The 25,977-nt window shown below is 69.6% G+C and carries 23 protein-coding genes; 8 read left to right on the forward strand and 15 right to left on the reverse strand.

Annotated elements, in window-relative coordinates:
- Positions 1-163 precede the first annotated feature (163 nt).
- The 3 genes from EDF64_RS16480 to EDF64_RS16490 form a co-directional block, all read right to left on the reverse strand.
- Positions 164-1,078, reverse strand: coding sequence for a carbohydrate ABC transporter permease (locus EDF64_RS16480; RefSeq protein WP_071291370.1), 915 nt, complete (start codon positions 1,076-1,078; stop codon positions 164-166).
- A 1-nt stretch (position 1,079) separates the two neighbouring features.
- Positions 1,080-2,045 carry a carbohydrate ABC transporter permease gene (locus EDF64_RS16485; protein WP_133521046.1) on the reverse strand — a complete coding sequence of 322 codons (966 nt, stop codon included), beginning with the start codon at positions 2,043-2,045 and terminating at the stop codon, positions 1,080-1,082.
- Positions 2,046-2,144: 99 nt separating this feature from the next.
- Positions 2,145-3,512: an extracellular solute-binding protein gene (locus EDF64_RS16490; RefSeq protein ID WP_133521047.1), complete on the reverse strand. Its 1,368-nt coding sequence runs from the start codon at positions 3,510-3,512 to the stop codon at positions 2,145-2,147.
- Between the two features lie 236 nt (positions 3,513-3,748).
- Between EDF64_RS16490 and EDF64_RS16495 the strand changes: the two genes are divergently transcribed.
- A complete protein-coding gene (locus EDF64_RS16495; RefSeq protein WP_133521048.1) occupies positions 3,749-5,251 on the forward strand; it encodes an alpha-N-arabinofuranosidase in 1,503 nt (500 codons plus the stop codon).
- 459 nt (positions 5,252-5,710) lie between these two features.
- Here EDF64_RS16495 and EDF64_RS16500 read toward each other — a convergent pair whose 3' ends face one another.
- Entirely contained in the window at positions 5,711-6,004 is a 294-nt protein-coding gene (locus EDF64_RS16500) for a hypothetical protein (protein WP_133521049.1), read from the reverse strand.
- A 177-nt stretch (positions 6,005-6,181) separates the two neighbouring features.
- Positions 6,182-7,171, reverse strand: coding sequence for a LacI family DNA-binding transcriptional regulator (locus EDF64_RS16505; protein WP_133521118.1), 990 nt, complete (start codon positions 7,169-7,171; stop codon positions 6,182-6,184).
- A 185-nt stretch (positions 7,172-7,356) separates the two neighbouring features.
- Between EDF64_RS16505 and EDF64_RS16510 the strand changes: the two genes are divergently transcribed.
- The 4 genes from EDF64_RS16510 (at position 7,357) to EDF64_RS16525 (ending at position 12,621) form a co-directional block, all read left to right on the forward strand.
- Entirely contained in the window at positions 7,357-8,292 is a 936-nt protein-coding gene (locus tag EDF64_RS16510; protein WP_133521050.1) for a carbohydrate ABC transporter permease, read from the forward strand.
- Positions 8,289-9,269, forward strand: coding sequence for a carbohydrate ABC transporter permease (locus EDF64_RS16515; protein WP_208108934.1), 981 nt, complete (start codon positions 8,289-8,291; stop codon positions 9,267-9,269). The genes EDF64_RS16510 and EDF64_RS16515 overlap by 4 nt, the downstream gene beginning before the upstream one ends.
- A 99-nt stretch (positions 9,270-9,368) precedes the next feature.
- Positions 9,369-10,703, forward strand: a complete 1,335-nt coding sequence (locus EDF64_RS16520; protein ID WP_208108935.1) for an ABC transporter substrate-binding protein — start codon at positions 9,369-9,371, stop codon at positions 10,701-10,703.
- 88 nt (positions 10,704-10,791) lie between these two features.
- Complete coding sequence (locus EDF64_RS16525) at positions 10,792-12,621, forward strand: glycoside hydrolase family 35 protein (RefSeq protein WP_133521052.1); 1,830 nt, start codon at positions 10,792-10,794, stop codon at positions 12,619-12,621.
- A 143-nt stretch (positions 12,622-12,764) separates the two neighbouring features.
- On the opposite strand, the gene EDF64_RS16530 is transcribed toward EDF64_RS16525, so the two are convergent.
- Positions 12,765-13,076 carry a biopolymer transporter Tol gene (locus EDF64_RS16530; RefSeq protein WP_133521053.1) on the reverse strand — a complete coding sequence of 104 codons (312 nt, stop codon included), beginning with the start codon at positions 13,074-13,076 and terminating at the stop codon, positions 12,765-12,767.
- 59 nt (positions 13,077-13,135) lie between these two features.
- Positions 13,136-13,789, reverse strand: a complete 654-nt coding sequence (locus EDF64_RS16535; RefSeq protein ID WP_133521054.1) for a TetR/AcrR family transcriptional regulator — start codon at positions 13,787-13,789, stop codon at positions 13,136-13,138.
- A gap of 93 nt (positions 13,790-13,882) precedes the next feature.
- On the opposite strand from EDF64_RS16535, the gene EDF64_RS16540 reads away from it, so the two are divergent.
- A complete protein-coding gene (locus EDF64_RS16540) occupies positions 13,883-14,230 on the forward strand; it encodes a DoxX family protein (RefSeq protein WP_133521055.1) in 348 nt (115 codons plus the stop codon).
- Between the two features lie 73 nt (positions 14,231-14,303).
- Here the strand turns inward: EDF64_RS16540 and EDF64_RS16545 are convergent, their stop codons facing one another.
- Positions 14,304-15,401, reverse strand: a complete 1,098-nt coding sequence (locus EDF64_RS16545; protein ID WP_133521056.1) for an SDR family oxidoreductase — start codon at positions 15,399-15,401, stop codon at positions 14,304-14,306.
- Positions 15,402-15,438: 37 nt separating this feature from the next.
- Positions 15,439-15,837 carry a DUF3253 domain-containing protein gene (locus tag EDF64_RS16550; protein WP_133521057.1) on the reverse strand — a complete coding sequence of 133 codons (399 nt, stop codon included), beginning with the start codon at positions 15,835-15,837 and terminating at the stop codon, positions 15,439-15,441.
- Between the two features lie 66 nt (positions 15,838-15,903).
- Between EDF64_RS16550 and EDF64_RS16555 the strand changes: the two genes are divergently transcribed.
- Complete coding sequence (locus tag EDF64_RS16555) at positions 15,904-17,241, forward strand: alpha-amylase family glycosyl hydrolase (protein ID WP_133521058.1); 1,338 nt, start codon at positions 15,904-15,906, stop codon at positions 17,239-17,241.
- A 69-nt stretch (positions 17,242-17,310) separates the two neighbouring features.
- Here the strand turns inward: EDF64_RS16555 and mmsB are convergent, their stop codons facing one another.
- From mmsB to chvE, 3 genes are all read right to left on the reverse strand, one after another.
- Entirely contained in the window at positions 17,311-18,492 is a 1,182-nt protein-coding gene (mmsB, locus tag EDF64_RS16560; RefSeq protein ID WP_133521059.1) for a multiple monosaccharide ABC transporter permease, read from the reverse strand.
- Positions 18,479-20,032: a multiple monosaccharide ABC transporter ATP-binding protein gene (mmsA, locus tag EDF64_RS16565; RefSeq protein ID WP_133521060.1), complete on the reverse strand. Its 1,554-nt coding sequence runs from the start codon at positions 20,030-20,032 to the stop codon at positions 18,479-18,481. Before mmsA ends, mmsB begins: the two co-directional genes overlap by 14 nt.
- A 103-nt stretch (positions 20,033-20,135) precedes the next feature.
- The gene (chvE, locus tag EDF64_RS16570; protein ID WP_133521061.1) at positions 20,136-21,266 is read right to left on the reverse strand and encodes a multiple monosaccharide ABC transporter substrate-binding protein; all 1,131 of its coding nucleotides are present in this window, start codon (positions 21,264-21,266) and stop codon (positions 20,136-20,138) included.
- A 179-nt stretch (positions 21,267-21,445) separates the two neighbouring features.
- Here chvE and EDF64_RS16575 point away from each other — a divergent pair, with 179 nt between their 5' ends.
- A complete protein-coding gene (locus EDF64_RS16575) occupies positions 21,446-22,495 on the forward strand; it encodes a LacI family DNA-binding transcriptional regulator (RefSeq protein WP_166645782.1) in 1,050 nt (349 codons plus the stop codon).
- 158 nt (positions 22,496-22,653) lie between these two features.
- Here the strand turns inward: EDF64_RS16575 and EDF64_RS16580 are convergent, their stop codons facing one another.
- The 3 genes from EDF64_RS16580 to EDF64_RS16590 form a co-directional block, all read right to left on the reverse strand.
- Positions 22,654-23,604, reverse strand: coding sequence for a carbohydrate ABC transporter permease (locus EDF64_RS16580; protein WP_133521063.1), 951 nt, complete (start codon positions 23,602-23,604; stop codon positions 22,654-22,656).
- Between the two features lie 3 nt (positions 23,605-23,607).
- Complete coding sequence (locus EDF64_RS16585) at positions 23,608-24,576, reverse strand: carbohydrate ABC transporter permease (RefSeq protein ID WP_133521064.1); 969 nt, start codon at positions 24,574-24,576, stop codon at positions 23,608-23,610.
- A gap of 90 nt (positions 24,577-24,666) precedes the next feature.
- Positions 24,667-25,974, reverse strand: a complete 1,308-nt coding sequence (locus EDF64_RS16590) for an ABC transporter substrate-binding protein (RefSeq protein WP_133521065.1) — start codon at positions 25,972-25,974, stop codon at positions 24,667-24,669.
- Positions 25,975-25,977: the final 3 nt, after the last annotated feature.

Here is a 25,977-nt window from a genome sequence, read left to right on the forward strand (position 1 = left end):
CCGCCCGCGCTGTTGGCAGCCCAATGGCGCTTGGGAGGCCTTAAATTCCGCCCCCCTCCGCGCGATTCCGCCTCCTCCGCGCGGCGGCCCGAGACGTGAGGGCGGACGGACTGGAGGCGCGGTGCCAGCTGGCACCGCGCCTCCAGTCCGTCCTGGGGTGGCGTCAGCCCTTGAGACCGGACCCGGTCACACCCTCGACGATCTGCCGCTGGAAGATCAGGTACAGGATGATCAGCGGCAGCGCTGCCAGGATCGCCCCGGCCTGGATGTCCGCGTAGCGCTGCCCGAAGCTGCCCTGGACCGTGGCGAGCCCGACCGGGATCGTCATGAGGTCCGGGTTCGACAGCACGAACAGCGGCAGCAGCAGGTTGTTCCAGACACCGACGAAGGTCAGGATCGTCACCGCCGCGATCACCGGACGCGACAGCGGCAGGATGACCGACCAGTAGACCTTCCAGATGCCCGCACCATCGATGCGCGCAGCCTCTTCCAGCTCCTTCGGGATGCCGTCGAAGAACTGCTTGAAGATGAACACCGCGATCACGGCGGGCACCTGCGGGAAGATGACCGACCAGTAGGTGTTGAGCAGGCCGACGGCGTTGAGCTCCTGGAAGATCGGGATGATCAGCACCTGCGTCGGGATCATGATCCCGAGGATGATGAGCAGGAACGCGACGTTGCGGCCGCGGAACACGAGCCGGGACAACGCGAACGCGGCCATCGACGCGAACAGCACGGTGAGGACCGCGGTGATCACGCTGGTGATCGCGCTGGCGAGGTACCAGTTCCAGATGTCGCCGGCGCCGAACAGTGCCGCGTACGAGTGCAGCGTCGGGTTCCAGTTCGACAGGATCGAGTTCGCGCCCAGGGCGGCGACACCGTTGTCCGACAGCGAGGTCTTCAGCGCGAAGACGCTCGGGATGAGCCAGATGATCGCGAAGACCGTGAGGATGATCGCGGCGACGGTGTTGAAGCCCCGACCCGAGACGCCGATCTTCGCGGCGTTCGCGGGTGCTGCGGCGGAGACGCCGTTGCGGAGCTTGGCACGGGGCGTCGTGATGCTCTCGGTGGTGGTCATGTCAGGCCCCGATCTCACGCTTGGCGGCAGCGCGCTCGACGAGCTGCCGGATGACCGCGATCGCGACGATCACGATGAACAGGAGCACCGACGCGGCCGATGCGGCACCGAGTCGGTTGTCGGTGAACCCGACGCCGGTGATGAGCTGCAGCGAGACCTGGGTCGAGATGCCCGGCCCGCCGTTCGTCATCAGGTACACCTGGTCGAAGATCTTCAGGCTCGCGATCACCTGCAGCAGGATGACCAGCGTCGTCGTCCGGCCGAGGAGCGGCAGCGTGATCGACTTGATCTGCTGCCAGCTCGAGGCACCGTCGACGGCGGCGGCCTCGTAGAGCTCGCGGGGGATCTCCTGCAGACCGGCCAGGTACAGCACGAAGTTGAACCCGAGCGTCCACCAGACGGTGGCGATCGCGACGCCGATCATGGCGGTGTTCGGGCTCGCCAGCATGCCGGCCCCGGGGGTCAGCCCGATGAGCGACTGCATGCTCGCCCACAGGCCGGTCGACGGCGTGAAGATGAACACCCAGATGAGGGAGATCGTCGCCGACGGCAGGATGAACGGCAGGAAGAACGCCAAGCGGAAGAACCACTGGCCGCGGTTCATCCGGTTCGTCAGCACGGCGAAGACGAACGCCAGGATGACGAGCGGCGGCGTCGTGTACAGCGTGAACTGCAGCGTGTGCCAGAGCGACGACCAGAAGTCCGCGCGTCCGAGCATCTCGCCGTAGTTCGCGAACCCGGCGAAGCTGCCGAGTCCGGTGCGGACGGTCGAGGTGTTGAAGAAGCTCGAGACGATCATCCAGACCGTCGGGCCGAGCAGGAAGGCCAGGTAGAACAGGCCGAAGGGGGCGAGGAACAGCCAGCCGCTGCGGCCCTGGCCGCGGGTGAGGCTGGTGCGGTAGGTGCGGGTCCGCCGGGGCGGCGCGGCCGCGTCCGTGGGGCGGTCGAGGACAGGTGCTGTGGTCACGTCATCGTGCCTTTCGCGCGGTGTTCACGTCGGTGTGCCCGGCGTCCTGCTGCCGGGAGGTCGCGTGTCCGGCTGCGGGGAGCCGGGTGGGGTGCCCGATCACAGCGGGCTCGGGGTGTTGAGGTAGGTCGCGAGCTGGTCCTTGATCGCGCTGAGTGCCTGCGCGGGTGAACTGCTGCCCTGCTGCACGAGCGCGAGCTGCGCACCGACGGTGTTCTCGAAGGTGGAGCCCGACCCGCCGTACCAGGCCGGGTCGTCGAACACCGCGGTCTCGGCGGCCGAGGCGTAGTTCGACTGCGGCGTGAGCTTCTTGTACGCGGTGCTGTCGAACGTCGGCATGTACGCCGGCACGTGGCCGCCCTGCGCCCAGGTCAGGCTCTGCTCGAGCATCTGCTTGATGAAGAGCATGTGCGCCTTGCGCTGCTCGGGCGTCCGGTCCTTCCTCGGCAGGATGAAGGTGTGCGAGTCGGCCTGGGTCGCCGGCTTGTCGAAGAGCTGGGGGATCGGCGCCATGCCGAACTTCAGGCCCTTGATCGACTGGGCGGTGCTGATCTCCCACTCGCCCTGCATGAAGAAGCCCGCCTTGCCGGTGAACATGAGCGTCTGCGCGGTGGCGTAGTCGAGGCCCTTGTTCAGCCAGCCGTTCTTGACCCACTTCTGGGTCATGTCGGTGACCTTCGTGTAGGCGTCCTCGTTGACGGTGAGCTTCGAGCCGCCGTCGCTGATGAACGGGGTCGCGCCCTCGATCTGGTTGTACATCGTCCAGAAGAAGCGCCACGGCGTCGCGATCTCGCTGACGTTCGCGACGTTGAGCGCCGTGCCGCCGGTGACCTTCGCGACCGCGGCGAGGGCCTTCTCGAAGGCGTCGATGCCGGTCAGGTCCTTGAGCTTGCCGTCCGAGTCGATCAGGCCGGCCTTCTGGCACACGTCAACGTTGTAGAAGAGCACGAAGGGGTGGGTGTCGAGCGGCACGCAGATGTTGTTGCCGTCGGTCTTCTGCGCGGTCCACGCCTTCTGGTTGAAGTCGCTGGCGCTGAGGCCGACGCTCGCCAGGTCGTCGTTCGTGATCGGGTCGAGCAGGTCACCGTCCCAGAGCGGCTTCGCTCGGGTCAGGTGCGCGATCGCGACGTCCGGCGGCTTGTTCCCGACGGTGGCCAGTGTCACCTTCGAGTAGTACGGGTTGCCCCACGCGAAGGTCGTCGCCTGCAGCGAGGACGAGCCGCCGTGCTGCTTGGCGTAGCCGGCTTCCATGTCCTGCATGCGCAGGCCGTCGCCGCCGCCGAAGAGGTTCCAGAAGACGAGCGTCTCGGGGTTGAGCGGGGCGCCGGCGACGCCGGCCGCGAGGGGACTCGAGCAGGCGGCGAGCGGCAGCACCGTGGCGGCGGCTGCTCCTGCGGCGAGGAGGCTCCGCCGTGTGAAGGCGCCGCCTCGGGGTTGCGGGGTGGGTACAGCGATTCGGTTCGGCATGGCATCACTCCATCGGGACGGGCCGAGTCGGAGCAGGGTCGGTGCTCCGTGAGCGCTCACATTAGCGTGCGCCCCGACGTGCCGCCACTCTTTTCGACGACGTCGCACCCGATCTGTGACCTTCGCGCACGGCCCCTTTCGTGTCGCGCGGAAAGCCGCTAGCGTTTCGGGAACGTGAGCGCTCACTTTGACGAGGGGCCGCTCGCTCCGCTGCACCGCACGATCGAAGGAGATCCATGCCCCGCACACACCTCGTCCTCGACGCCGCCTTCACCGTGGGGCCGGTGCGACGTCGCCTCTTCGGCGGGTTCGTCGAGCACCTCGGACGCCACGTCTACGACGGCATCCACGAGCCCACCCACGAGACCGCCGACGAACACGGGTTCCGCAAGGACGTCGTCGAGCTCGTCAAGGAGCTCGGTGTCTCGGCCATCCGCTACCCCGGCGGCAACTTCGTCTCCGGCTACAAGTGGGAGGACGGCGTCGGCCCCGTCGAGCAGCGTCCCCGCCGCCTCGACCTCGCCTGGCACTCCACCGAGACCAACGAGGTCGGCCTGCACGAGTTCCAGCACTGGCTCGACCAGGTCGGCTCGGAGCTCATGCTCGCCGTGAACCTCGGTACCCGCGGCACCGCCGAGGCGATCGAGCTCCTCGAGTACGCGAACATCGACGCCGGCACCGCACTGTCCGAGTACCGCAAGTCCAACGGCCGCCAGGAGCCCTTCGCCATCAAGATGTGGTGCCTCGGCAACGAGATGGACGGCCCGTGGCAGCTCGGTCACAAGAACGCCGAGGACTACGGCAAGCTCGCCGCGATGACCGCCAAGGCCATGCGGCAGATCCAGCCCGACCTCGAGCTCGTCGCCTGCGGTTCCTCGGGAGCGTCGATGCCGACGTTCGGCGAGTGGGAGCGCACCGTCCTCGAGCACACCTACGACGACGTCGACTACATCTCCGCGCACGCCTACTACGAGGAGGACGGCGACCTCGCCTCGTTCCTCGCCTCCGGCGTCAACATGGACCACTTCATCAAGACCGTCACGACGGCCGCCGACCACGTGCAGGCGCAGAAGAAGTCCGACAAGCGCATCGACATCTCGTTCGACGAGTGGAACGTCTGGTCGCTCACGAAGTGGCACGAGCAGGCGAAGGAGTTCACGCTCGAGGAGTGGCCGGTCGCCCCGCGCCTCCTCGAGGACGTCTACACCGTGGCCGACGCCGTCGTCGTCGGCGGGCTGCTCATCTCGCTGCTGCGCCACGCGGACCGGGTCGCCTCGGCGTCGCTCGCGCAGCTCGTCAACGTGATCGGCCCGATCATGACCGAGCCCGGCGGCCCGGCCTGGCGCCAGACCACGTTCTTCCCGTTCTCGCTCACCTCGCGGCTCGCCAACGGCACGTCGCTGCAGGTGAAGGCCTCGGGTGACACGGTCGACGGTGGCAAGTACGGCGAGGTCCCGGTGGTCGACTCGGCCGCCACGGTGTCCGACGACGGCGCCGCGGTGTTCCTGGTCAACCGGCACCCGTCGGAGACCACCACGGTCACGATCGACCTCGCCGGCCTGTCGGTCGACGGGGACGTCCGTGCCGAGGGCGTCTGGGACGACGACGTGCACGCGGTGAACGACCTCGCGAACACGTCGCGCGTCGGGCTCCGTACGAACGACACCGTCCGTCGCGAGGGCAACACCATCACGATCGAGCTGCCGCCCGTCTCCTGGACCGCCGTGTCGATCGGCTGAAGCGCCTCGGCGCACGCCACGGCGGGCGTCGAGTGAGCACAGAGGGCGTCGGGTCCGCGCAGCGGTCCCGACGCCCTCTGCCGTCCGCGGGCGGCCCCCGGCCGCGGATGCGCGTGCGCGCGTGCGCGGCTCGTCACGCGTGTGAGTGCGTGTGCCGGTCTGGTGCGCGAAAGCGACAGATCGTGCGCGACTCGGGGCGTCCACGCCGCGAAAGCGACAGATCCCTGCCGATGTTCCGCACGCATCTGTCGCTTCGGCGGGGCGTGGCGGCCTGGAGGCGCGTGGCGGCATGGTGCCGCGCCTCCCGGCCGCCGTGTCCCGGTCTGGTGCGCGAAAGCGACAGTTGTCGGGTCGGGAGGGCGGTTCGCCTCGTCAACGCGACACATGGACGCCGATGTTCCGCAGACATCTGTCGCTTTCGCGAAAGCGACAGATCGCCGGCCGCCAGCCGTCGGCCCGTCAGGCGGGCGGCGGCGGCGTGCTCCGCACGGCGCGCGACCGCCAGGTGATCTCCTCGACGAAGGCCGCGGTGTCCGGGCCGAGCGGGTCGTCCGGGGCGTCCTCCACCAGGATGCCGAGCGCCGGGGCGAGGAGGAACGAGGTCGTCGTCGTGCTGCCGAACGCGTCGACGGTCGGCACGGCCACGGTGTCCGCGAGTCCGGCGTGCGCGAGGGCCGCGGCGTAGTCCAGGACGGCGTCGGCGGCCTCGTCGGTTGTCAGGACGGCGGTGAGCCCGTAGACGATGTGCTTCATGATCCGTCAGCCGTGGTGGAGGAGTGAGGGCAACCCGGCGGTGGCGCGGGCTGTACTCCGGAGACACGGAGGCGTCGCATACCCGAGGCCGGACAGCGAACCGGCACGCCGTTCACGGTACGCCTGTCGAACTGGGCGCGCCGGCGCGGGTGACGCCGCCGGCACGAGGGCGGTCAGTCAGTGTGCGGGCGGTGCGGCGGTGCTGGCGCGTACGACGAGCCGCACGGGCACGAGGTCGGCGGTCGCGCGCACGGGCTGCCCCTCGATCTGAGCGAGGAGGTTCGTGACGGCGCGCCGCCCGACCTCGTCGAAGGACTGGTGCACGGTGGTCAGCGGCGGCCAGAACGAGTCGGACTCGGGGGAGTCGTCGAAGCCCACGACGCTGAGGGTCTCCGGTACGGCGCGGCCGAGTTCGTGCGCGGCCCGGAGGACACCGAGCGCGGTCTGGTCGTTGGCGGCGAACACGGCGGTGATGTCCGGGCGCCCGGCGATCTCGCGGCCGGCGCGGTACCCGGACTCGGAGCTCCACCCGCCGTGGAACACCGGGGGAACGGTGCGCCCGGCGGCCTCGAGCGTGGCCTGCCAGGCGGCGAGCCGGCGTGCGGCGGAGTAGGACGACGTGGGGCCAGCGACGTGCCAGACGGTCTCGTGCCCGAGGTCGAGCAGGTACTGCGTGGCCTGGCGGGCGCCGTCGGCCTGATCGGTGTCGATGGCGGGGTGGTCGGTGCTGCCGGTGGAGTCGATGATGACCATCGGGACGCCGTCGGGCAGGACGACCTCGGCCGTGTCGATGATGTGCGACTCGATGATGATCACGACGCCGTCGACCGCTTGCTCGTGCAGGCGGGAGAACGCCGAGCGGACGCCCTCTTCGGTCCGGGAGGCCATCGGCAGCAGCGTGATCGTGAAGTCGGCGGCGCCGGCGGCGTCGGCGATCGCCTCGAGCGTGCGCATGTTGCCGAACGAGGCGAGCGTGAACATGATCACGCCGATGGTCCGGAAGCGCCCGGACCGCAGGGCACGGGCGGCGCGGTTCGGGCGGTAGCCGAGGTCGTCCATCGCGCGCTGCACGCGGTCGCGGGTGTCCGGCGAGACGTTGTCGAAACCGCGGGCCACGCGCGACACGGTCTGCATCGAGACCCCGGCGGCTTCGGCGACGGCGGCCATCGAGGGGGAGCGGCGTGCGGCTGCGGACAGCTCGGTCGTCACGATCGCCCCTTCCGTCCGGTGCCGGACAGGAACTCCGGCGTCCCCGAACGCTAGCGCATGTTGACGTTGCCATGCTATCGTCGCGGCGGTCGATGTTGACGTCAACATCGATCGGTCGAACAGCAGCAGGACAAGGGAGTTCCATGAGCACGCTCGAAGCGCGCCCGGCCGGTGCCACGACACCGACCGCGTCACCGCGCCGCCGCGCCAAGCCGCGCGGCCGCTTCACCGGCTGGCTCTTCGTCGGCCCGTTCGTCGTCGTCCTCGTCGCGATGCTCATCGTGCCGATCGGGTACGCCCTCTGGCTGAGCCTGTTCCGCGACCAGCTCATCGGCGGCAACCAGTTCGTCTGGTTCGCCAACTACGTCCAGCTCTTCCAGGACGCCAAGTTCTGGTCCGGTCTCGGCCGCGTCGCCCTGTTCCTCGTCGTGCAGGTGCCGATCATGCTCGGGCTCGCACTGGTCGCGGCCCTCGCACTCGACAGCGCCCGGCTCTGGGGGACGTCGTTCTTCCGCATCGCGGTGTTCCTGCCGTACGCGGTCCCCGGCGTCGTCGCCGCGCTCATCTGGGGCTTCATCTACGGCAACCAGTTCGGCCTGACGGGCACCGCGAACCACGCGCTCGGCATCGACCTGCTGCAGCCGTTCAGCCCGGACTGGGTCCTGACGTCCATCGGCAACGTGGTCACGTGGGAGTTCCTCGGCTACAACATGCTGATCTTCTACGCCGCCCTCCGCGTCGTCCCCGGTGACCTGTACGAGGCCGCCGAGCTCGACGGCGCCGGCCCCCTCCGCACAGTGTTCTCCATCAAGCTCCCCGCCCTGCGCGGCCCGATGGTGATCGCCACGATCTTCTCGATCATCGGCAGCTTCCAGCTCTTCAACGAGCCGAACCTGCTGAAGACCCTCGCCCCGAACGTCATCGGCAGCGCCTTCACCCCGAACATGTACGCCTACTCGCTGTCGTTCAGCGGCCAGCAGTTCAACTACTCCGCCACCGTCGCCATCGTCATGGGTGTCATCACCGCCGTGATCGCCTACGTCGTCCAGGTCCGCGGAACCCGCCAGGAGAACCGATGAGCACCCTCCAGACCCCCGCACCCGCCACGGTGACCGAGGCGACCACGACCCAACGCGAGACGCGCGGTCGCGGGAGCAGCGCCTCCAGGCCGGGTGGCAAGGGCCCCCGCAACCGCCGGCCGGTCGACGGACGCAAGCCCAAGCGTTCCGGTCTCCTCACCGCCGTGATGGTCGTGTTCGTCGTCTACTCGTTCGCGCCGCTGTTCTACCTGCTCGTCAACAGCACGAAGACGCAGTCGTCGCTGCTGTCGACGTTCGGCCTCTGGTTCGGCGGGAAGTTCAACCTCTGGCAGAACATCGTCGACACGCTGACCTACAACGACGGCATCTTCGTCCAGTGGCTCGGCAACACGCTCCTCTACGTCGTGGTCGGGGCGGGCGGTGCGACCCTGCTCGCCACCGTCGCCGGCTACGGCATGGCGAAGTTCCAGTTCGTCGGCCGCCGCGCGGTGTTCGCCGTCGTGCTCGGAGCGATCGCGGTCCCCGGCACCGCGCTGGCCGTCCCGACGTTCCTGCTGTTCTCGCAGTTCGGCCTGACGAACACCCCGTGGGCGATCATCCTGCCGTCGCTCATCAGCCCGTTCGGCATGTACCTGATCTGGACCTACGCGGTCGACGCGATCCCCGCCGAACTCCTCGAGGCCGCTCGAATGGACGGCGCGGGGGAGTTCCGGATCTTCTTCACGATCGCGCTCCGCCTGCTCGCACCCGGCGTCGTCACCGTCCTGCTCTTCGCGGTCGTCGCCACCTGGAACAACTACTTCCTGCCCCTGATCATGCTGAGCGACCCGAAGTGGTACCCGCTCACGGTCGGCCTGAACCAGTGGAACGCGCAGGCGACCGGCTCCGGTGCGCAGCCGATCTACAACCTCGTCGTCACCGGATCGCTCCTCACGATCATCCCGATCGTGGTCGCGTTCCTCTTCCTCCAGCGCTTCTGGCAGTCCGGCCTCGCAGCCGGGTCCGTCAAGGCCTGATCCGTCGGCCTGGAGGCGCGGGGCGACCCCGCCACACGCCTCCCGGCCCGGCACACAGCAGCTCCACCACCCCAACACGAAGAAGTGAAAGGCACCCCCATGAACACCAGGCTCCGGCGCGGACTCAGCGCCCTCGCCATCGGCGTCACCGCCGCCATCGCCCTGGCGGCCTGCGCCTCCGGCGGCTCGTCGTCCGGCGGTTCCTCCGACGACATCGACAAGGCGCTGAAGGACGGTGGCACCCTGACCTACTGGTCGTGGACCCCGTCGGCCAAGGACCAGGTCGCCGCGTTCGAGAAGGCCTACCCCAAGGTGAAGGTCAAGCTCGTCAACGCCGGCACCGGCGCCGACCAGTACACGAAGCTGCAGAACACGATCAAGGCCGGCTCGGGTGCCCCCGACGTCGCCCAGGTCGAGTACTACGCGCTCCCGCAGTTCGCCCTGTCCGACTCGCTCCTCGACCTGTCGTCGTACGGGTTCGGCGACCTGAAGGACAAGTTCGCGACGAGCACGTGGAACTCGGTCGACATGAACGGCAAGATCTACGGCCTGCCGCAGGACTCCGGCCCCATGGCGCTGTTCTACAACAAGACGGTGTTCGACAAGCACGACATCGCCGTGCCGAAGACGTGGGACGAGTACGTCGCCGCGGCGAAGAAGCTGCACGACGCCGACCCGAACGCGTACATCACCGCCGACTCCGGCGACGCGGGCTTCACCACGAGCATGATCGCCCAGGCCGGTGGCACCCCCTTCACCACGAAGGGCGACAAGGTCACCATCAACCTGCAGGACGCCGGCACCAAGAAGTGGACGAGCACCTGGAACGAGCTCGTCGAGCAGGGCCTGCTGTCGAAGACCGTCGGCTGGAGCGACGACTGGTACAAGCAGCTCGGCAACGGCCAGATCGCCACGCTGATCACCGGCGCCTGGATGCCCGGCAACCTCGAGGCGAGCGTCGCCGACGCGTCCGGTGACTGGCGCGTCGCCCCGATGCCGACCTACGACGGCAGCGCCGCGCAGACCGCCAACAACGGCGGCAGCGCCGAGGCCGTCCTGAAGCAGTCGAAGAACCCGGCCCTCGCCGCGGGCTTCCTCAAGTGGCTGAACTCCTCGAAGGAGTCGACCGGTGTCTTCATGAAGTCCGGCGGGTTCCCGTCGACGACGGCCGACCTCGACTCGTCGGCGTTCCTCGACGAGAAGCCGGAGTACTTCGGCGGCCAGCAGATCAACAAGGTGCTCGTCGACGCGTCGAAGTCCTCGGACAACGACTTCACCTACCTGCCGTACCAGGTGTACGCGAACAGCGTCTACGCGGACACGGTCGGGCAGTCCTACGAGAACGGCACCTCGCTCGAGGGCGGTCTCGAGGCCTGGCAGAAGGCCCTCGCCAAGTACGGCAAGGACCAGGGCTTCACGGTCTCGACCAAGTAGGCAACCCACCCCGCTGCGGGGCCGTGCGGACACGTCCGCATGGCCCCGCTCCACGCCCGGCCGCGGCCGGCCATGAGAGAGTCACACCATGCGATTCGCCATCGGCGACACCGACTTCCTGCTCGACGGCGAGCCGCACCGGGTCCTGTCCGGCGCGATCCACTACTTCCGCGTCCACCCCGACCTGTGGGCGGACCGGATCCGCAAGGCGAAGCTGATGGGGCTCAACACCATCGAGACGTACGTCGCGTGGAACGCGCACGCCCCGTCGCCCGGCGTCTTCGACCTGACCGGCGGGCTCGACCTCGGCCGGTTCCTCGACCTCGTCGCCGCGGAGGGCATGCACGCCATCGTCCGTCCCGGCCCGTACATCTGTGCCGAGTGGACCAACGGCGGGCTGCCGTACTGGCTCTTCGCGGACGGCACGGTCGGCGTCCGACGCGACGAGCCGCAGTTCCTCGCAGCAGTCTCCTCGTACTTGCAGGCGTTGGCGCCGGTGCTCGTCCCGCGGCAGATCGACCAGGGCGGACCCATCGTGCTGGTGCAGGTCGAGAACGAGTACGGCGCGTACGGCTCCGACCCCGTCTACCTGACGAAGCTCGAGCGGATGCACCGCGACATCGGGCTCACCGTCCCCTTCACCAGCGTCGACCAGCCGATGGGCACGATGCTCGAGGACGGTTCGCTGCCGTCGCTGCACAAGACCGGCTCGTTCGGATCCCGCTCGGTGTCGCGCCTGGAACGACTCCGTCAGGCGCAGCCGACCGGGCCGCTGATGTGCTCGGAGTTCTGGGACGGCTGGTTCGACAGCTGGGGCGAGCACCACCACACCACGCCGGCCGCCGCCTCGGCGTCGGACCTCGACGACCTGCTCGCCGCGGGCGGCTCGGTCAACATCTACATGTTCCACGGCGGCACGAACTTCGGCTTCACGAACGGTGCGAATGACAAGGGCGTGTACCGGCCGATCTCGACGTCGTACGACTACGACGCACCCCTCGACGAGGCCGGCCGGCCGACGTCGAAGTTCCACGCGTTCCGCTCGGTGATCGAGCGCTACGCGCCCGTGCCGCCGCTGCCGTCGTCGATGGAACCCGGTGGATCGGGTCGCCTCGGTCCCGTGGTCGGGTCCGGCGACGGCCTGGAGGCGCGGGTCGCCCCCGCCACGGACCTCGCCGTCCGCCTCGACCGCGTCGCGTCGCTCCGGTCCCTGCTGCCCGCGCTCAGCGACTGGTCGACGCACGACACCCCGCCGACGTTCGACGCCCTCGGAGCCGCCTCCGGCTTCGTGCTGTACCGCGCCGAGGTCGATCTGCCCACCGGCGGCGTCCTGACCGTCGGGGAAGAGGTCCGCGACCGCGCGATCGTCAGCGTCGACGGCACCGTCGTCGGCGTTCTCGAACGCGAACACCACGACCGAGCCATCGCGCTGCCGCCCGTCACCGGCACGCTCGAGCTCCTCGTCGAGGACCAGGGCCGGGTCGACTACGGCCCCCGCATCGGCGAACCGAAGGGCCTCATCGGGGGAGTGGCCGTCGACGGTGTCCCGCTCGCCCGATGGACCGCGTCACCGCTCGCGCTCGACCCGCTCGCACCCGCCGCCCTCGCGGTCCTGGCCGCGATCGAACCGACGGACGGCGACGTGCTCGCCGGGCCGACGTTCGCCACGGGGACGTTCGACCTCGCCGCTGCCGACGACCGCTACCTGTCCCTCGACGGGTTCCGGAAGGGCGTCGCCTGGGTGAACGGGTTCTGCCTCGGCCGGTACTGGTCCCGCGGCCCGCAGTCGACGCTCGCGATCCCCGGGCCCGTGCTGCGCGAGGGCCGCAACGAGCTCGTCGTGCTCGAGCTGCACGCGGCGGCGTCCCGCACGGCGTGCCTGCTGCGCGAGCCGGAGCTCGGCCACACCGAGGCCTGACGCGCGGGCGGGAGCCCGGCGGGCGGCGTGGGCGTGGTGGGTCGAATCGCGCGTAGGAGGACGAATCGCGCGTAGGAGGTCGGAACTTCCTGCCTCCTACGCGCGATTCCGCTTCCGATTGCGGGCGCGATGGGACGTTTCAGTCAGTCGGCGGCGGCGGCGTCGAGGGCGTCGAGGTCCGTCAGGGCCCGCCGGGCATCGGCGACGCGCTCGGCCTCCGGGCGCTCCCACCACTCCGGTCCGCGTTCGCCGAGGCCGTGCTTCGCCAGGCCGTTCCGGTGCCGCGCTGCCGCCAGTGCCTCGTCGTCGCCCGTCTGCTTCGCCTGCTTGACCGCGTTCCGACCCCGGCCGAGGTGCGACCGGAGGGCCGCGGCCACGTCCTCCGGCAACGCCGGGTCGGTCCGTCGCCAGCGTCGGCCGTCGACGACGAAGAAGTGGTCGTCCGGCTCGCTCATGTTCCGAGTCTGCACCGTCGGCGGCTCGTCGCGGACCACCTGCCGTCGTGCCGGATCCGCTACGCCTTCTGTCGTGACGGTCGGAGCCGCTCGGCCATCGCACGGCGGACCTGGTCGCCACGCAACGGCCGGCCGGACAGTGCGTCTCGGGGCAGGTCCGGCGCCCGGAACCCGTCCAGCACCAGGTCGAGCCACCGCCGGTACGCCGTCGGTGCGACGGAGCCGAATGTCCTGATCGTCTCCGCGATCGACAGCTGCAGCAGGGCGACGTCGGGCAGCGCGGCGTCGGCGCGGATGACCCCGGCGCGCTGCCCCGCGGCGACGAGGGCGTCGACCCCGTCCTGCACGGCAATGCGGAGCCGCAGCAGCTCGGGCGCATCGCGGTAGTCCGTCGTCATCAGCTCGCTGAAGCCCGTGCGTCGGGCCTCGATCGCCGCGGTCTCCCGGACGAACGTCGCGAAGGCCGCCCACGGGTCCGACGCGGACAGCGCGCGGCACCGCTCGACGAGGTCCAGCACCTCCTGCATCGGCTCGGTGAGCACCGCCTCCCACAGGGCGGCTCGCGTCGGGAAGTGCCGGTAGAGGGTCGCGTTGCCGAGTCCGGCCGCGACCGCGATCGGTTCGAGGGGAGCCTGGAGGCCGTGGTCGGTGAACGCGGTCCGGGCCGCGTCGACGAGGGCCTGACGGTTGCGAGCAACGTCCCGACGGATCATGCGCCGAGCCTAGATCGCGCGGCCGGGAATACGGGGAGTGCTGTCCGGATTGAAACGGAGACCACCATCCGTTTCGAACACACCGGAGCCCCCGTGCACATCGCAGCAGTCGTCCTCTCGCTCCTCCTCGCCGTCGCCACGCTGGGCTCCGGCGTGATGAAGCTCGTCCGCAACCCGAAGATCGTCGCCTCGATGGAAGCGGTGCACGTCAGCCCCGCGCAGATGATCGTCCTCGGTCTGCTCGAGGTCGCCGCCGCGGCCGGACTCGTCATCGGCCTGTGGTGGGCACCGCTCGCCATCGCCGCGGCCATCGGTGCCGTGGTCTACTTCGCCGGCGCCGTCGTGGCGCACCTGCGGGCCCGCGACCGTGACCTGCAGGGCGCAGCGGTGCTCCTTGTGCTGGCGGTCGCGACGCTCGTCGTGCTGCTCCTCGCCCGGTAGCGCCGTCCCGGGCCCGGGCCCGGGCCCGGTCGTGCCGTTCCACGCCGGGCCGCGCAGCCCCGCGCTCGGTCGTTCAGGGGACGAGGCGGTCGGCGCGGTACCGGTCGAACAGGTCCGTGAAGGACCGCTCGGTCCGCCGGAACCCGGTGAAGCCGGCCTCGCGGCTCTTCCCCATGTCGGTCACGACCTCCATCGCGCGGCCGAGGTCGGCGTCGGTGTGCCACCACGAGGCGAGCCGGCCGATGTCCGATTCGACGAGCCCGTGCCGCTCGGCGATCGCGGGCCACGCGGACTCGTACGGCGCCATCTGCTCCTCGAGGGGCCGGGGACGGTCCTGGTAGCCGACGACGCGTGCCGGGTCCACCCCGAGGTGCGCGGCCAGTCGCGGCCACATCCACCGCCAGCGGAAGACGTCGCCGTTCACGATGTTGAAGGGCTCGTCGGCGCCCTCCGGGGACGTCGCCGCCCAGACCATGTGCTCGGCGAGCAGTCCGGCGTCGGTCATGTCGGTCAGGCCGTTCCACTGCGCCCCGCTGCCCGGGAACACGAAGTCGAGGCCGAGCTCCTTCGCCAGTGTCGCCTGCACCGCGATCGTCAGCCCCATGTTCATGGCGTTGCCGACGGCGTGGCCGATGACGGTGTGCGAGCGGTGCACCGACCAGGTGAACCCCTGTCGCTCGGCGGCGGCGAAGAGCTCGTCCTCCTGCGCGTAGTAGAAGTTCGGGGTGTCGAGGCGCGGCTCCTCCTCGTGGAACGGGGTGTCCGGCATCTCGCCGGCGGCGTAGGCCTCGAACGGGCCGAGGTAGTGCTTGAGGCCGGTGACGAGTGCCACGTGCGCGAGCGGTGCGTGCCCGAGGGCCGCGAGCAGGTCGCGGACCATGCCCCCGTTGACGCGGATGTTCTCGGCCTCGGTCTCCTGCCGCTGCCACGCGGTGAAGAACACGTGTGTGGGCCGTTCGTCGGCGAGGGCAGTCGACAGGCTCTCCGGGTCGCGGAGGTCGGCCGCCACCGTGCGGACGCCGTCACGGGCGAGCGGTCGACGCGAGAGCGCGGTCACCTGCCACCCGTCGCCGAGCAGGCGGTCGACCAGAGCCGACCCGGTGATGCCGCTGGCGCCCACGACGAGCGCGTGACGGTCGGTGGACTGCGTGGTGGTGTCGTCGAGAGTCATCGGGTTCCCCAACACATGTCGTCTCGCCGGTGTTCCCTCACCGCGGTCGGCGGATGCGGATCGGCCCCTTGGCCGTGGACGGGTCGACGACCGAGCCGTGCTGCGTGATCTCGACCTCGCCCCGAGCGACCATCCGCCGTGCCGCCCGACGTGCCGGCTCCATCAGTGGCCGCCAGTCGTCCGGGTCGAGGGAGCGAGCGACGTCGGACGGGCAGATGCTCGACGTCCGGGCACGGGCGGCCAGCAGCTCGTCGATCCGCTGTTCGAGCGCGCGGTCGGTCTCGTCGACGCCGTGCTTGCGGCACGCGCCGGAGCACCACTTCGCCTCGGGCGCTGCCGTGGCGGGCATCCGGCGTCCGCACGAGGCGCAGGTGCGTTCCGCGTGCGCCGACTCCGACGCCGTGGCGTCCGCTTCCGTCCTGATCGCGCGTCCCATCGCCCCATCCTCGTCCCACGCCGCCCGCGAGCACACAGCCCAGGTACGGCTGGCAGCATCGCAGTGGTGAACCCCGACACCGAACCCGTCCGTCCGACCGAACCCGCCTGGGTCGAGCACGTGCTGTGGTGGCACGTGTACCCGCTCGGCTTCGTCGGCGCCGAGGTCCGGCCGGAGACCGCGGTGGCGGACAGCCCCGTCGAGCACCGGCTGGACCGGATCGCCGGGTGGCTCGACCACGTCGTCGACCTCGGGCTGAACGGGCTGCTGCTCGGCCCGGTGTTCGCGAGCTCCACGCACGGCTACGACACCGTCGACCACTTCCGGATCGACCCCCGGCTCGGTGACGACGACGACTTCGACCGGCTGGTGGCGGCCGCGCACGGGCGGGGCGTCCGGGTCCTGCTCGACGGGGTCTTCAACCACGTGGGTCGGGAGCACCCGGCGTTCCGGGCGCTCGAGGCCGACGGGCCGGGTGCGGCGACCGCCGACCTGTTCGCGGTGGACTGGGACGGGTGGCGGCCCGGTGCGCCGGTGCGCGTCCGGGACTTCGAGGGCCACGACATCCTCGTCGCGCTCGACCACGGCAGCTGCGCGACCGAGGACCTCGTCGTCGAGGTCATGACGCACTGGCTTGGACGCGGTGTCGACGGGTGGCGCCTCGACGCGGCCTACGCCGTCCCGCCGGAGTTCTGGGCACGCGTGCTGCCGCGCGTCCGTGAGCGGTTCCCGGACGCCTGGTTCAGCGGGGAGGTGATCCACGGCGACGCGGCCGCGATCGTCCGCGCCTCGACGATGGACTCGACGACGCAGTACGAGCTGTGGCAGGGGATCTGGCACGGCATCGCGGACACGAACTGCCACGAGCTGGCGCACGCGATCGAGCGGCACGACGCCCTGCTCGAGACCTTCGTGCCGAGCACCTTCGTCGGCAACCACGACGTCACCCGGATCGCGAGTGCGGTGGGGGAGCGCTTCGCGCCGCACGCCGCCGCGGTCCTGTTCACGGTCGCGGGGACGCCGAGCGTCTACGCCGGCGACGAGTTCGGCTGGACCGCGGTCAAGGAGGAGCGCCTCGGCGGCGACGACGCCGTGCGCCCGGAGTTCCCCGACGCCCCGCCGGCTCCGACGGCGATCACGCACGACCACGAGGCGCTCATCGCGCTCCGCCGGCGGAACCCCTGGCTGCACCGGGCGCACACCGACGTCGTGCACCTGTCGAACACGGCGATCGTCCTGCGGACCGCGACGGCGGACGCCGCCGTGGTGACCGCCCTGAACCTGGCGGCCGATCCCGTCGACCTGCCCGCGGCCGACGCGACGCGCGTGGAGGCGGGCGGGGCGGATGTCGGGGACGGGACCGTGCGCCTCCAGGCCGGGGGTTGGGCCGTCCTGTCCCGCTGAAACGCGAAAGCGACAGAAGTGCGCGGAACTTCCGCGCACTTCTGTCGCTGTGGTGGAGGTGTCGAACGCCTACTTGCGCGCGGACGCCGCCCGACGCTTGTTGAACACGTCGAACGCGACGGCGGCGAGCAGCACCAGGCCCTTGATCAGGGACTGGTACTCGGTGCCGATGCCGAGGATCGACATGCCGTTGTTCAGGATGCCGATGATGAGACCACCGACGATGGCTCCCGGCACGGTGCCGATGCCGCCGGTGACCGCCGCGCCACCGATGAACACGGCCGCGATGGCGTCGAGCTCGAAGCCGTTGCCCGCACCCGGTGCGGCCAGGTTGAGCTGCCCGGTGAAGACCACGCCGGCGAGTGCCGAGATGACGCCCATGTTGACGAACAGCAGGAACGTGACCCGCTTGGTCTTGACGCCGGAGAGCTGCGCCGCGAGGGCGTTGCCGCCGATCGCGTAGATGTGGCGACCGAAGACCGCGCTGCGCATGACGACCGAGTAGATCACCACGAGGGCCCCCAGGACGACGAGCACGATCGGGGTGCCGTTGTAGCTGGCGAGCAGGAGGGCCACGTAGATCACGAGCGCGACGGTGAACGCGAGCTTCGTGATGAACCAGGCGAACGGCTCGCTCTCGAGCTGGTACTTCCGACGCGTCGCGCGACCGCGGAACGCCGTGACCACCAGGACGGCGGCGGCCGCGAAGCCGAGGATCATCGTGAGCGGCTCGTACCCGGTGGTGCCGAACGACGGCAGGAAGCCGGAGCCGAGCGACCGGAACCCGTCCGGGAAGGGCGAGATCTGCTGGTTGTGCAGGACGATCTGCGCCGCACCGCGGAACGCGAGCATGCCCGCGAGCGTGACGATGAACGCGGGGATCCCGAAGTAGGCGATCCAGAACCCCTGCCAGGCGCCGACGAGCCCGCCGACCACCAGGCAGAGCACGACCGCGATCGGCCACGGGATGTTCCACTGCGTGATCATCACGCCGGCCATGGCGCCGGTGAAGGCGACGACCGACCCGACGGACAGGTCGATGTGCCCGGCGATGATCACCATGACCATGCCGATCGCCAGGATCAGGATGTAGCTGTTCTGGACGATCAGGTTCGAGACGTTGATCGGGGCGAGGGTGATGCCGTTCGTCGTCACCTGGAAGAAGAGGACGATGACGATCAGCGCGATGAACAGGCCGATCTGTCGGAGCTGCCCGGTGAGGTAGCCGGCGGCGGACTTAAGCGCGTTCATTGACAGGGGTCTCCCGTTCCTGGGTCATGTACTGCATGAGGACCTCGGGCGTGGCCTCGGAGCGGGGCACGTCGGCGGTGATGGTGCCCTCGGAGAGCGTGTAGATGCGGTCGCAGATCCCGAGGAGCTCCGGGAGCTCGGAGGAGATCACGATGATCCCCTTCCCCTGGTCTGCGAGCTGGTTGATGATCGTGTAGATCTCGTACTTCGCGCCGACGTCGATGCCGCGGGTGGGCTCGTCGAGGATGAGCACGTCGGGGTCGGCGTACATCCACTTCGACAGGACGACCTTCTGCTGGTTCCCGCCGGAGAGCTTCCCGGTGATGACGTCGACGTTCGGCGCCTTGATGTTGAGGTTCTTGAGGAACTGCTTCGCGACGGTGGTCTCCTGCGACGCGTTCACGAAGCCCCACTCGGCGAGCTTGCCGAGCGCGGAGCCGGAGATGTTCCGCTTGATGTCGTCGATGAGGTTGAGGCCGTAGCGCTTCCGGTCCTCGGTGACGTAGGCGATGCCGTTGTCGATCGCCTGCGTGACGGTGTGCGTCTTGATCGGGGTGCCGCGCTTGTACACGGTGCCGCTGATGCCGGCACCGTAGGACTGCCCGAACACGCTCATCGCGAGCTCGGTGCGACCGGCGCCCATGAGCCCGGCGATGCCGACGACCTCGCCGGCGCGCACGTCGAGGTTCGCGTGGTGGATGATCTCGCGGGAGGCGTCGAGCGGGTGGTGGACGGTCCAGTCCTCGATCCGCAGGAGTTCCTCGCCGATCACCGGGTTCTCGCGTTCCGGGTACCGGTTCGACAGGTCGCGGCCGACCATCCCGCGGATGATCCGGTCCTCGGACACGTCGTCGGCGTGCATGTCGAGCGTCTCGATGGTCTGGCCGTCGCGGATGATCGTGACCTTGTCCGCGATCGCCTTGATCTCGTTCAGCTTGTGGCTGATGATGATCGCCGTCATGCCCTCGGCCTGCAGCGACCGGATGAGCTCGAGCAGGTGCGCGGAGTCGTCGTCGTTCAGCGCCGCGGTGGGCTCGTCCAGGATGAGGAGCTTCACCCGCTTCGACAGCGCCTTCGCGATCTCGACGAGCTGCTGCTTGCCGACGCCGATGTCGACGATCTTCGTGACCGGGTTGTCCTTCAGCCCGACGCGCTGCAGCAGTTCCGCCGCGGCGAGGTTCGTCTTGTTCCAGTCGATGAAGCCGCCCTTGGACTGCTCGTTGCCGAGGAAGATGTTCTCGGCGATCGACAGGAACGGGCTGAGTGCGAGCTCCTGGTGGATGATCACGACGCCGGATGCCTCGGAGCCGTTGATGTCGTGGAACTGGACGGGTGCGCCGTCGAGCAGGATCTCGCCGTCGAACGTGCCGTGCGGGTAGACCCCGGACAGCACCTTCATCAGGGTGGACTTGCCAGCGCCGTTCTCGCCGCAGATCGCGTGGACCTGCCCGCGCTCGACCGCGATCGAGACCCCCTGCAGGGCCTTGACGCCGGGGAACGTCTTGGTGATGTCACGCATCTCGAGGATGGTGTCCGTCACGTCGACCGCCTTCCGTAGTGCACGCTCGCGCGCGCAGGTGGAGACGGACTGGAGGCGCGGTGCGGGCTGGCACCGCGCCTCCTGTCCGTCGGGTGGGTTGCGACTACTTCAGGTCGGCTTCGGTGTAGTAGCCCGAGTCGACGAGGACTTCCTTGTAGTTGTCCTTGGTGACGACGGTCGGCTGGAACAGGAAGGTCGGGACGACCTTGACCTTGTTGTCGTAGCTCTTCGTGTCGTTGACCTCGGGCTTCTTGTCCGTCAGCAGGTCCTCGGCCATGGTGACCGACTGCTTGGCGAGCTTGCGCGTGTCCTTGTAGATGGTCGAGTACTGCTGGTCCGCGATGATCGACTTGACCGACGCGGCCTCGGCGTCCTGACCCGTGATGGTCGGGAGCGGACGGTCACCGCTGCCGTAGCCGGCGCCCTGCAGCGCCGAGATGATGCCGATCGACATGCCGTCGTACGGGGACAGCACGCCGTTGAGCGTGGTGCCGCCGGAGTAGGACTTGGCGATCAGGTTCTGCATGCGGGCCTTGGCGGTCGCCGGGTCCCACTGCTGCGTGGCGGCCTGGGAGAGCTGGTCCTGGCCGGACTGGATCTTCAGGGTGCCGTCCTCGAGGTACGGCTTGAGGGTCTTCATCGCGCCGTTGAAGAAGAAGCCCGCGTTGTTGTCGTCGAGCGAGCCGGCGAAGACCTCGATGTTGAAGGGGCCCTTCTCGCCGGTCTTCTTGCCGTCGGCGTCGAGGACACCGAGGCCGGTGAGCAGGCTGGTCGCCTGGTCGACGCCGACCTTCTCGTTGTCGAACGACACGTAGTAGTCGACGTTCTTGTTGCCGGTGAGCAGGCGGTCGTAGGAGATCACCTTGATGCCGGCCTTCGCGGCCGCGTCCAGCTGGTCGGAGAGCGCACCGCCGTCGATCGACGCGATGATGAGGACCTTCGCGCCCTTCGTGATCATGTTGCTGACCTGCTGGGCCTGCTGCTGGACCTTGTTGTCCCCGTACTCGAGGTCGACCTTGTAGCCGGCCTTCTCGAGGTCGCTCTTGACGGCGTTGCCGTCCTTGATCCAGCGTTCCGAGACCTTCGTCGGCATCGCGACGCCGACCAGTGCACCCTTGTTGTCCCCGCTGCCGCCACCGCTGCCGGTGTCGCCGCGTCCGCCGGCCGAGCAGCCGGCCAGTGCGATGGCGATGCCGAGGGCTGCGACGCCCGCGACGATCTTGCGCTTCATCATCGAAGTACCTCTGTTCCTGCGCGTCGACGTCGACGCGCTCGGGTGACGGGGCTGCTGTGCCCCCGGTGAGTGCTCGTGTGAGCGCTCACATACTGAGGGTTCCGTGACGGGGTGTCAACTCGTCGTGACCGTTTCGCGATCTTGCGGTGCCGGACCGACTGCGCGGTACGGTTGGCCTCGTGACCACCACGACCGCCCCAGGGGGCAAGGGCGGCAACCGCCGGAAGGCGCCCACGATCTTCGACGTCGCCGAGCGCGCCGGGGTGTCGCACCAGACCGTCTCCCGGGTCATCAACGGCGACCCGACGGTGCGCGAGCAGTACCGCTCGCAGGTCACCGACGCCGTCACCGAGCTCGGGTACCGGCCGCGCGCCGCAGCCCGGGCGCTCGCCGGAGGGCGCAGCCGGGCGCTCGGCATCATCACCGCCGGCGACGCGCTGTACGGCCCGTCGAGCACCGCGATCGGCTTCGAACGGGCAGCCCGTTCGGCCGGGTACCACGTGCTGCTGTCGACCCTGCCCGACGACCCGCGGCCGGGCGACCTGTCCGCCGCGATCACGACCCTGCTCGCGCAGGACGTCGCCGCGATCGTCCTGGTCGCAGCGGACAACCGGGTGCTCGACGCCCTCGCCTCGTTGACCGTCCCCGTCACCGTGCCCGTCGTCGTGTCGAACGCCGTGCAGCGCGACGCCGCCCGGGCCCCGGTCGCGCCGAGCGTCGCCGCCGTCGCGATCGACCAGGTCGCCGGCACGTCGCTCGTGATGGAGCACCTGTTCGGGCGCGGACACCGGCGGATCGTGCACATCGCCGGGCCGAGCGTCTCGCAGGAGTCCGAGGTGCGCCGTGAGACCTACGTGCGGATCATGCGCGAGGCCGGGCTCGAGCCGGTCGTGCTCGACGGGGACTGGACGCCGGCGAGCGGGTTCGCCGCGGCGCGGACCATCGACGTGCACACCGTCGACGCGGTCTTCGCCGGCAACGACCAGATGGCGCTCGGGGCCCTGCACGCCTTCGCCGACGAGGGGCTCCGGGTCCCCGACGACATCGCCGTGGTGGGGTTCGACGACGTCCCCGAAGCCGCGCACTTCACGCCGCCGCTCACCACCGTGCGGCAGGACTTCCGGGCGATGGGGGAGCGGGTGCTCGACACCGTGCGGGCGCTCATCGAGGGGGAGCCCCGCGACGAGACCCTGCTCGCGCCCGAGCTCGTGGTGCGCCGGAGCGCGTAGCGCGGCCGCGCTCGCGCGGAGCGCGGCGTCGCGCGGCGTCGCTCGCGCGGGTGGTGCGAGGTTGGCCACTCGGTGCGGGCAAAGAGCGCCGCACCGAGTGATCAACCTCGCACCGAGACGCCGCGCCGCCCCGCCCCGCCCCGGGGCTGACCCGACCGTCAGCCCTTCAGCGCGCCCGACGACAGGCCAGCGACGTAGAACCGCTGCAGCCCGACGTAGAGCGCGATGCACGGGATCATCGCCACGACCGACCCGGCGACGAGGTTCCCGTACGACACCTGCCCGTACGCACCGGTCTGCAGGTTGAGCAGCGCGACCGGCAGCGTGTAGAGCGAGTCCTTCGTCAGGAAGGTCAGCGCTCCGAGGAACTCCGTCCACGACGCCAGGAACGCGTAGAGCGCGGCGGTCGCGGCACCGGGCAGCAGCAGCGGGCGGAGCACCGACACGACGACCCGGAAGCGCGAGGCGCCGTCGACGAACGCCGAGTCCTCGAGTTCGGTCGGGATCGACTCGAACGCGTTCCGCATCACGAACACGCCGAACGGCAGGTTCACCGTCGTGTAGAAGAGCACGAGCCCGAGCAGCGAGTTCGTGAGCTTCATGGCGTTCAGCTCGAGGTACAGCGGCGTGAGGATGGCCTGGAACGGCACCATCATCGTCAGCAGCACGAGCCCGAACACCACGCCGGACCCGCGGAACCGGAAGCGGGCGAACCCGTACCCGGCCATCGTCGCGATCACGGCGGTGAGGACGGCGGTCGCGATCGACACGATCAGCGAGTTCACGACGCCGGTGAGCAGGTGCGACGACGAACTGAACACGGCGGCGAAGTTCTGCCAGCCGAGCTGGAAGAACGTCGCCGGGTCCGGAGCCTGCGTGATGACGGCCTCGGACTGGAACGCCCGCAGGATCGACCAGATGAGCGGGACGCCGAACACCAGCGCCGACCCGACGCCGGCGATGACGTAGAGGGTGCGCTTGACGGCGGTGTCCCGGGGGTGCCGGACGCTCCCCTGCTGGTGACGGCGCCGCCGACCGTCTCCGGTGGTGGTCAGCGTGCGGGTGGACAGGTCCGGCGCGAGTCCGGCACGGGAGGTCGTGGTGCTCATGGCTCAGTCCTTCTCTCGCAGTGCCCAGAACTGGAACACCGTGACGGCGGCGATGACGACGACGAGGGCGATGGACTCGGCGGTCGCGGCGCCGAGCTGCAGGTTCACGAAGCCGCGGTTGTAGATCGCGTTGACGATCGTCGTGGTCTCCGTTCCCGGCCCGCCCTGGGTGAGGATGTAGAACTGGTTGAACGCCAGCAGCGACCCGATCACCGAGATGATGACGCTCAGGGCGATGGTCGACCGGATCATCGGGAGGGTGATGAGCCGCTCGGTCTGCCACCACGACGCGCCCTCGAGCTGCGCGGACTCGTACACCTCGTCGGGGATGCCCTGCATCGCCGACATGAGCAGCACCATCGTCAGCCCGGAGACCGCCCAGACGACCAGCACGCAGATGAGCAGCGTCGCGAGCGGACCGTTCACGAGCCAGGCCGTGCTGCCGTCGGTGATCCCGAGCCAGCGGAGCACCATGTTCACGGCGCCGGAGTTCGGCTGGGCCTCGAGGACGAGCATGAACGACAGCGTGGTCAGGCCCACCACGTACGGCAGGAAGAACACCGTCCGCAGCAGGGTGCTCCCGCGCCGTCGCGCGCGGATGAGCACGGCGAGGAAGTAGCCGAGCGCCAGGATCGGCACCGTCACGATCGCCGTGTACAGCAGCGTGTACCCGATGGCGTGCACGAACGTCGGGTCCTGGAACAGGGTGAGGTAGTTCTGCAGCCCGATGAACCGGTACGGGCCGATCAGGGGCCAGTTCGTGAACGAGATGTAGAGCGCGAACAGGAGCGGCACGAGGACGAACACGGCGACGAACAGGATCGCCGGCGCGACGAGGACCGCGCCGGTCCGCGGCGGGTGGGTGAGCGAGTTGCGGGACGGGCCGCGCCCGCGGCCGACGGTGGGTCGGCCGGCACCGGTCCGGCCGGGCGCGGCCCGTCCGGCGGAGCGCCGGGTGGAGATGGTCGACATGACGTGCACCTCTCTGTGCTGTCGGTGGTGCGAGCTGCTGTCGGTGGGACGAGTCGTCGTCGGGACGAGCCGTCGGCGGGACGAGCCGGGTCAGGCCTGGACCTGGTCGAGGATGCGCTGGTACTCGGACTGCGCCGTCTTCATGGCGGCGGACGTACCGGACCCGAACACCGCCTCGCGGAACATCGCGAAGTACGGCGACGACGGCTGGTTGTTGAGCAGGTTGTACGCCAGCGTCTGCGGCGCGTACCCCTTGTCGATGGCGTCGAGCGGGCCGAACGCCAGCGGGTACTTCTTCCGGTACGCCGGCGTGGCTGCGTCCGAGCGGGTGGGGAAGTAGCCGCCGTCGGGCAGCGCCTGCTGCTGCTGCAACCCGTTGGCGTACTGCATGAACGCCCAACCGCCTGACGGGTTCGCCGCCCCGTTCGGGATGCACATGTTGTCGCCGCCGTCGAAGAACGACCGCTTGCCGTCCCACGAGGGGATGAGCACGGTCTGCATCTTCGCCCGCATCGCCTTCGTCGCGGCGGGCACGGTCGCACCGTACGAGGTGGGGAAGATCCCGACCTTGCCGGCTCGGAAGTCCGCGCCCCACGTCGTGCCGGCATCGGAGTACGTCGCCTTCGAGAGCACGCCGTCCTTCCACATCTGCCGGTAGAACTCGAGCATCCGTTCGAGGGCCTCGTTGCCGGTGATGTTCGCCTGCTGCTTTCCGACCTCGCCGGACATCATGTCGACGCCGGTCGCCCAGACGTGCGGCTGGGTGACGAAGCCGATGATGCCCGCGGCGTTGCCGGAGATCGACCACCCGTAGACGTCGTCCCCGGTCTTCCGGATCGCCTTCGCCGCGGCGAGCAGCGAGTCGAGGTCCTTCGTCGAGTCCTCGACGTCGAGCCCCGCCTTCTCGAACAGCTCGGTGTTCACGAACAGCTGCGAGTTGTCCGCCAGGTACGGCAGCCCGTAGTACCGGTCGCGGTACTCGAGCAGCCGCAGGTGGCCGGGCGAGATCTCGTCGAAGTAGTCGAGTCCCTTGACGACGTCGGTCAGGTCGGCGAACGCCTCGCGGAAGATGAACAGCTGCGAGTTGATGTCGTCGATGTCCACGACGTCCGGCGGCTCGCCGCCGCGGATCGCGGTCGCGAGCTTCGTCACGTACTGCCCGTCGGGCACCGGGGTGAGTTCGACCTGCAGCTTCGGGTTCGCCTTGTTGAAGCCGGCGACCGCCGCCGTCAGGCCAGCCTGGGTCGCCGACCGGCACCAGACGTGCACGGTGCCGGTCGCGTTCCGACCGAACGACGCCACCTTCGCGTCCACCTTGGGCAGCGTGCCGGAGCACGCGGCCAGGGTGAGGGCCGCCCCGCCGGCGAGACCGCCGGCGAGGAACGCTCTGCGCAGCATCAC

The sequence above is a fragment of the Curtobacterium flaccumfaciens genome, assembly GCF_004361695.1.
GTDB lineage: Bacteria > Actinomycetota > Actinomycetes > Actinomycetales > Microbacteriaceae > Curtobacterium > Curtobacterium flaccumfaciens_B.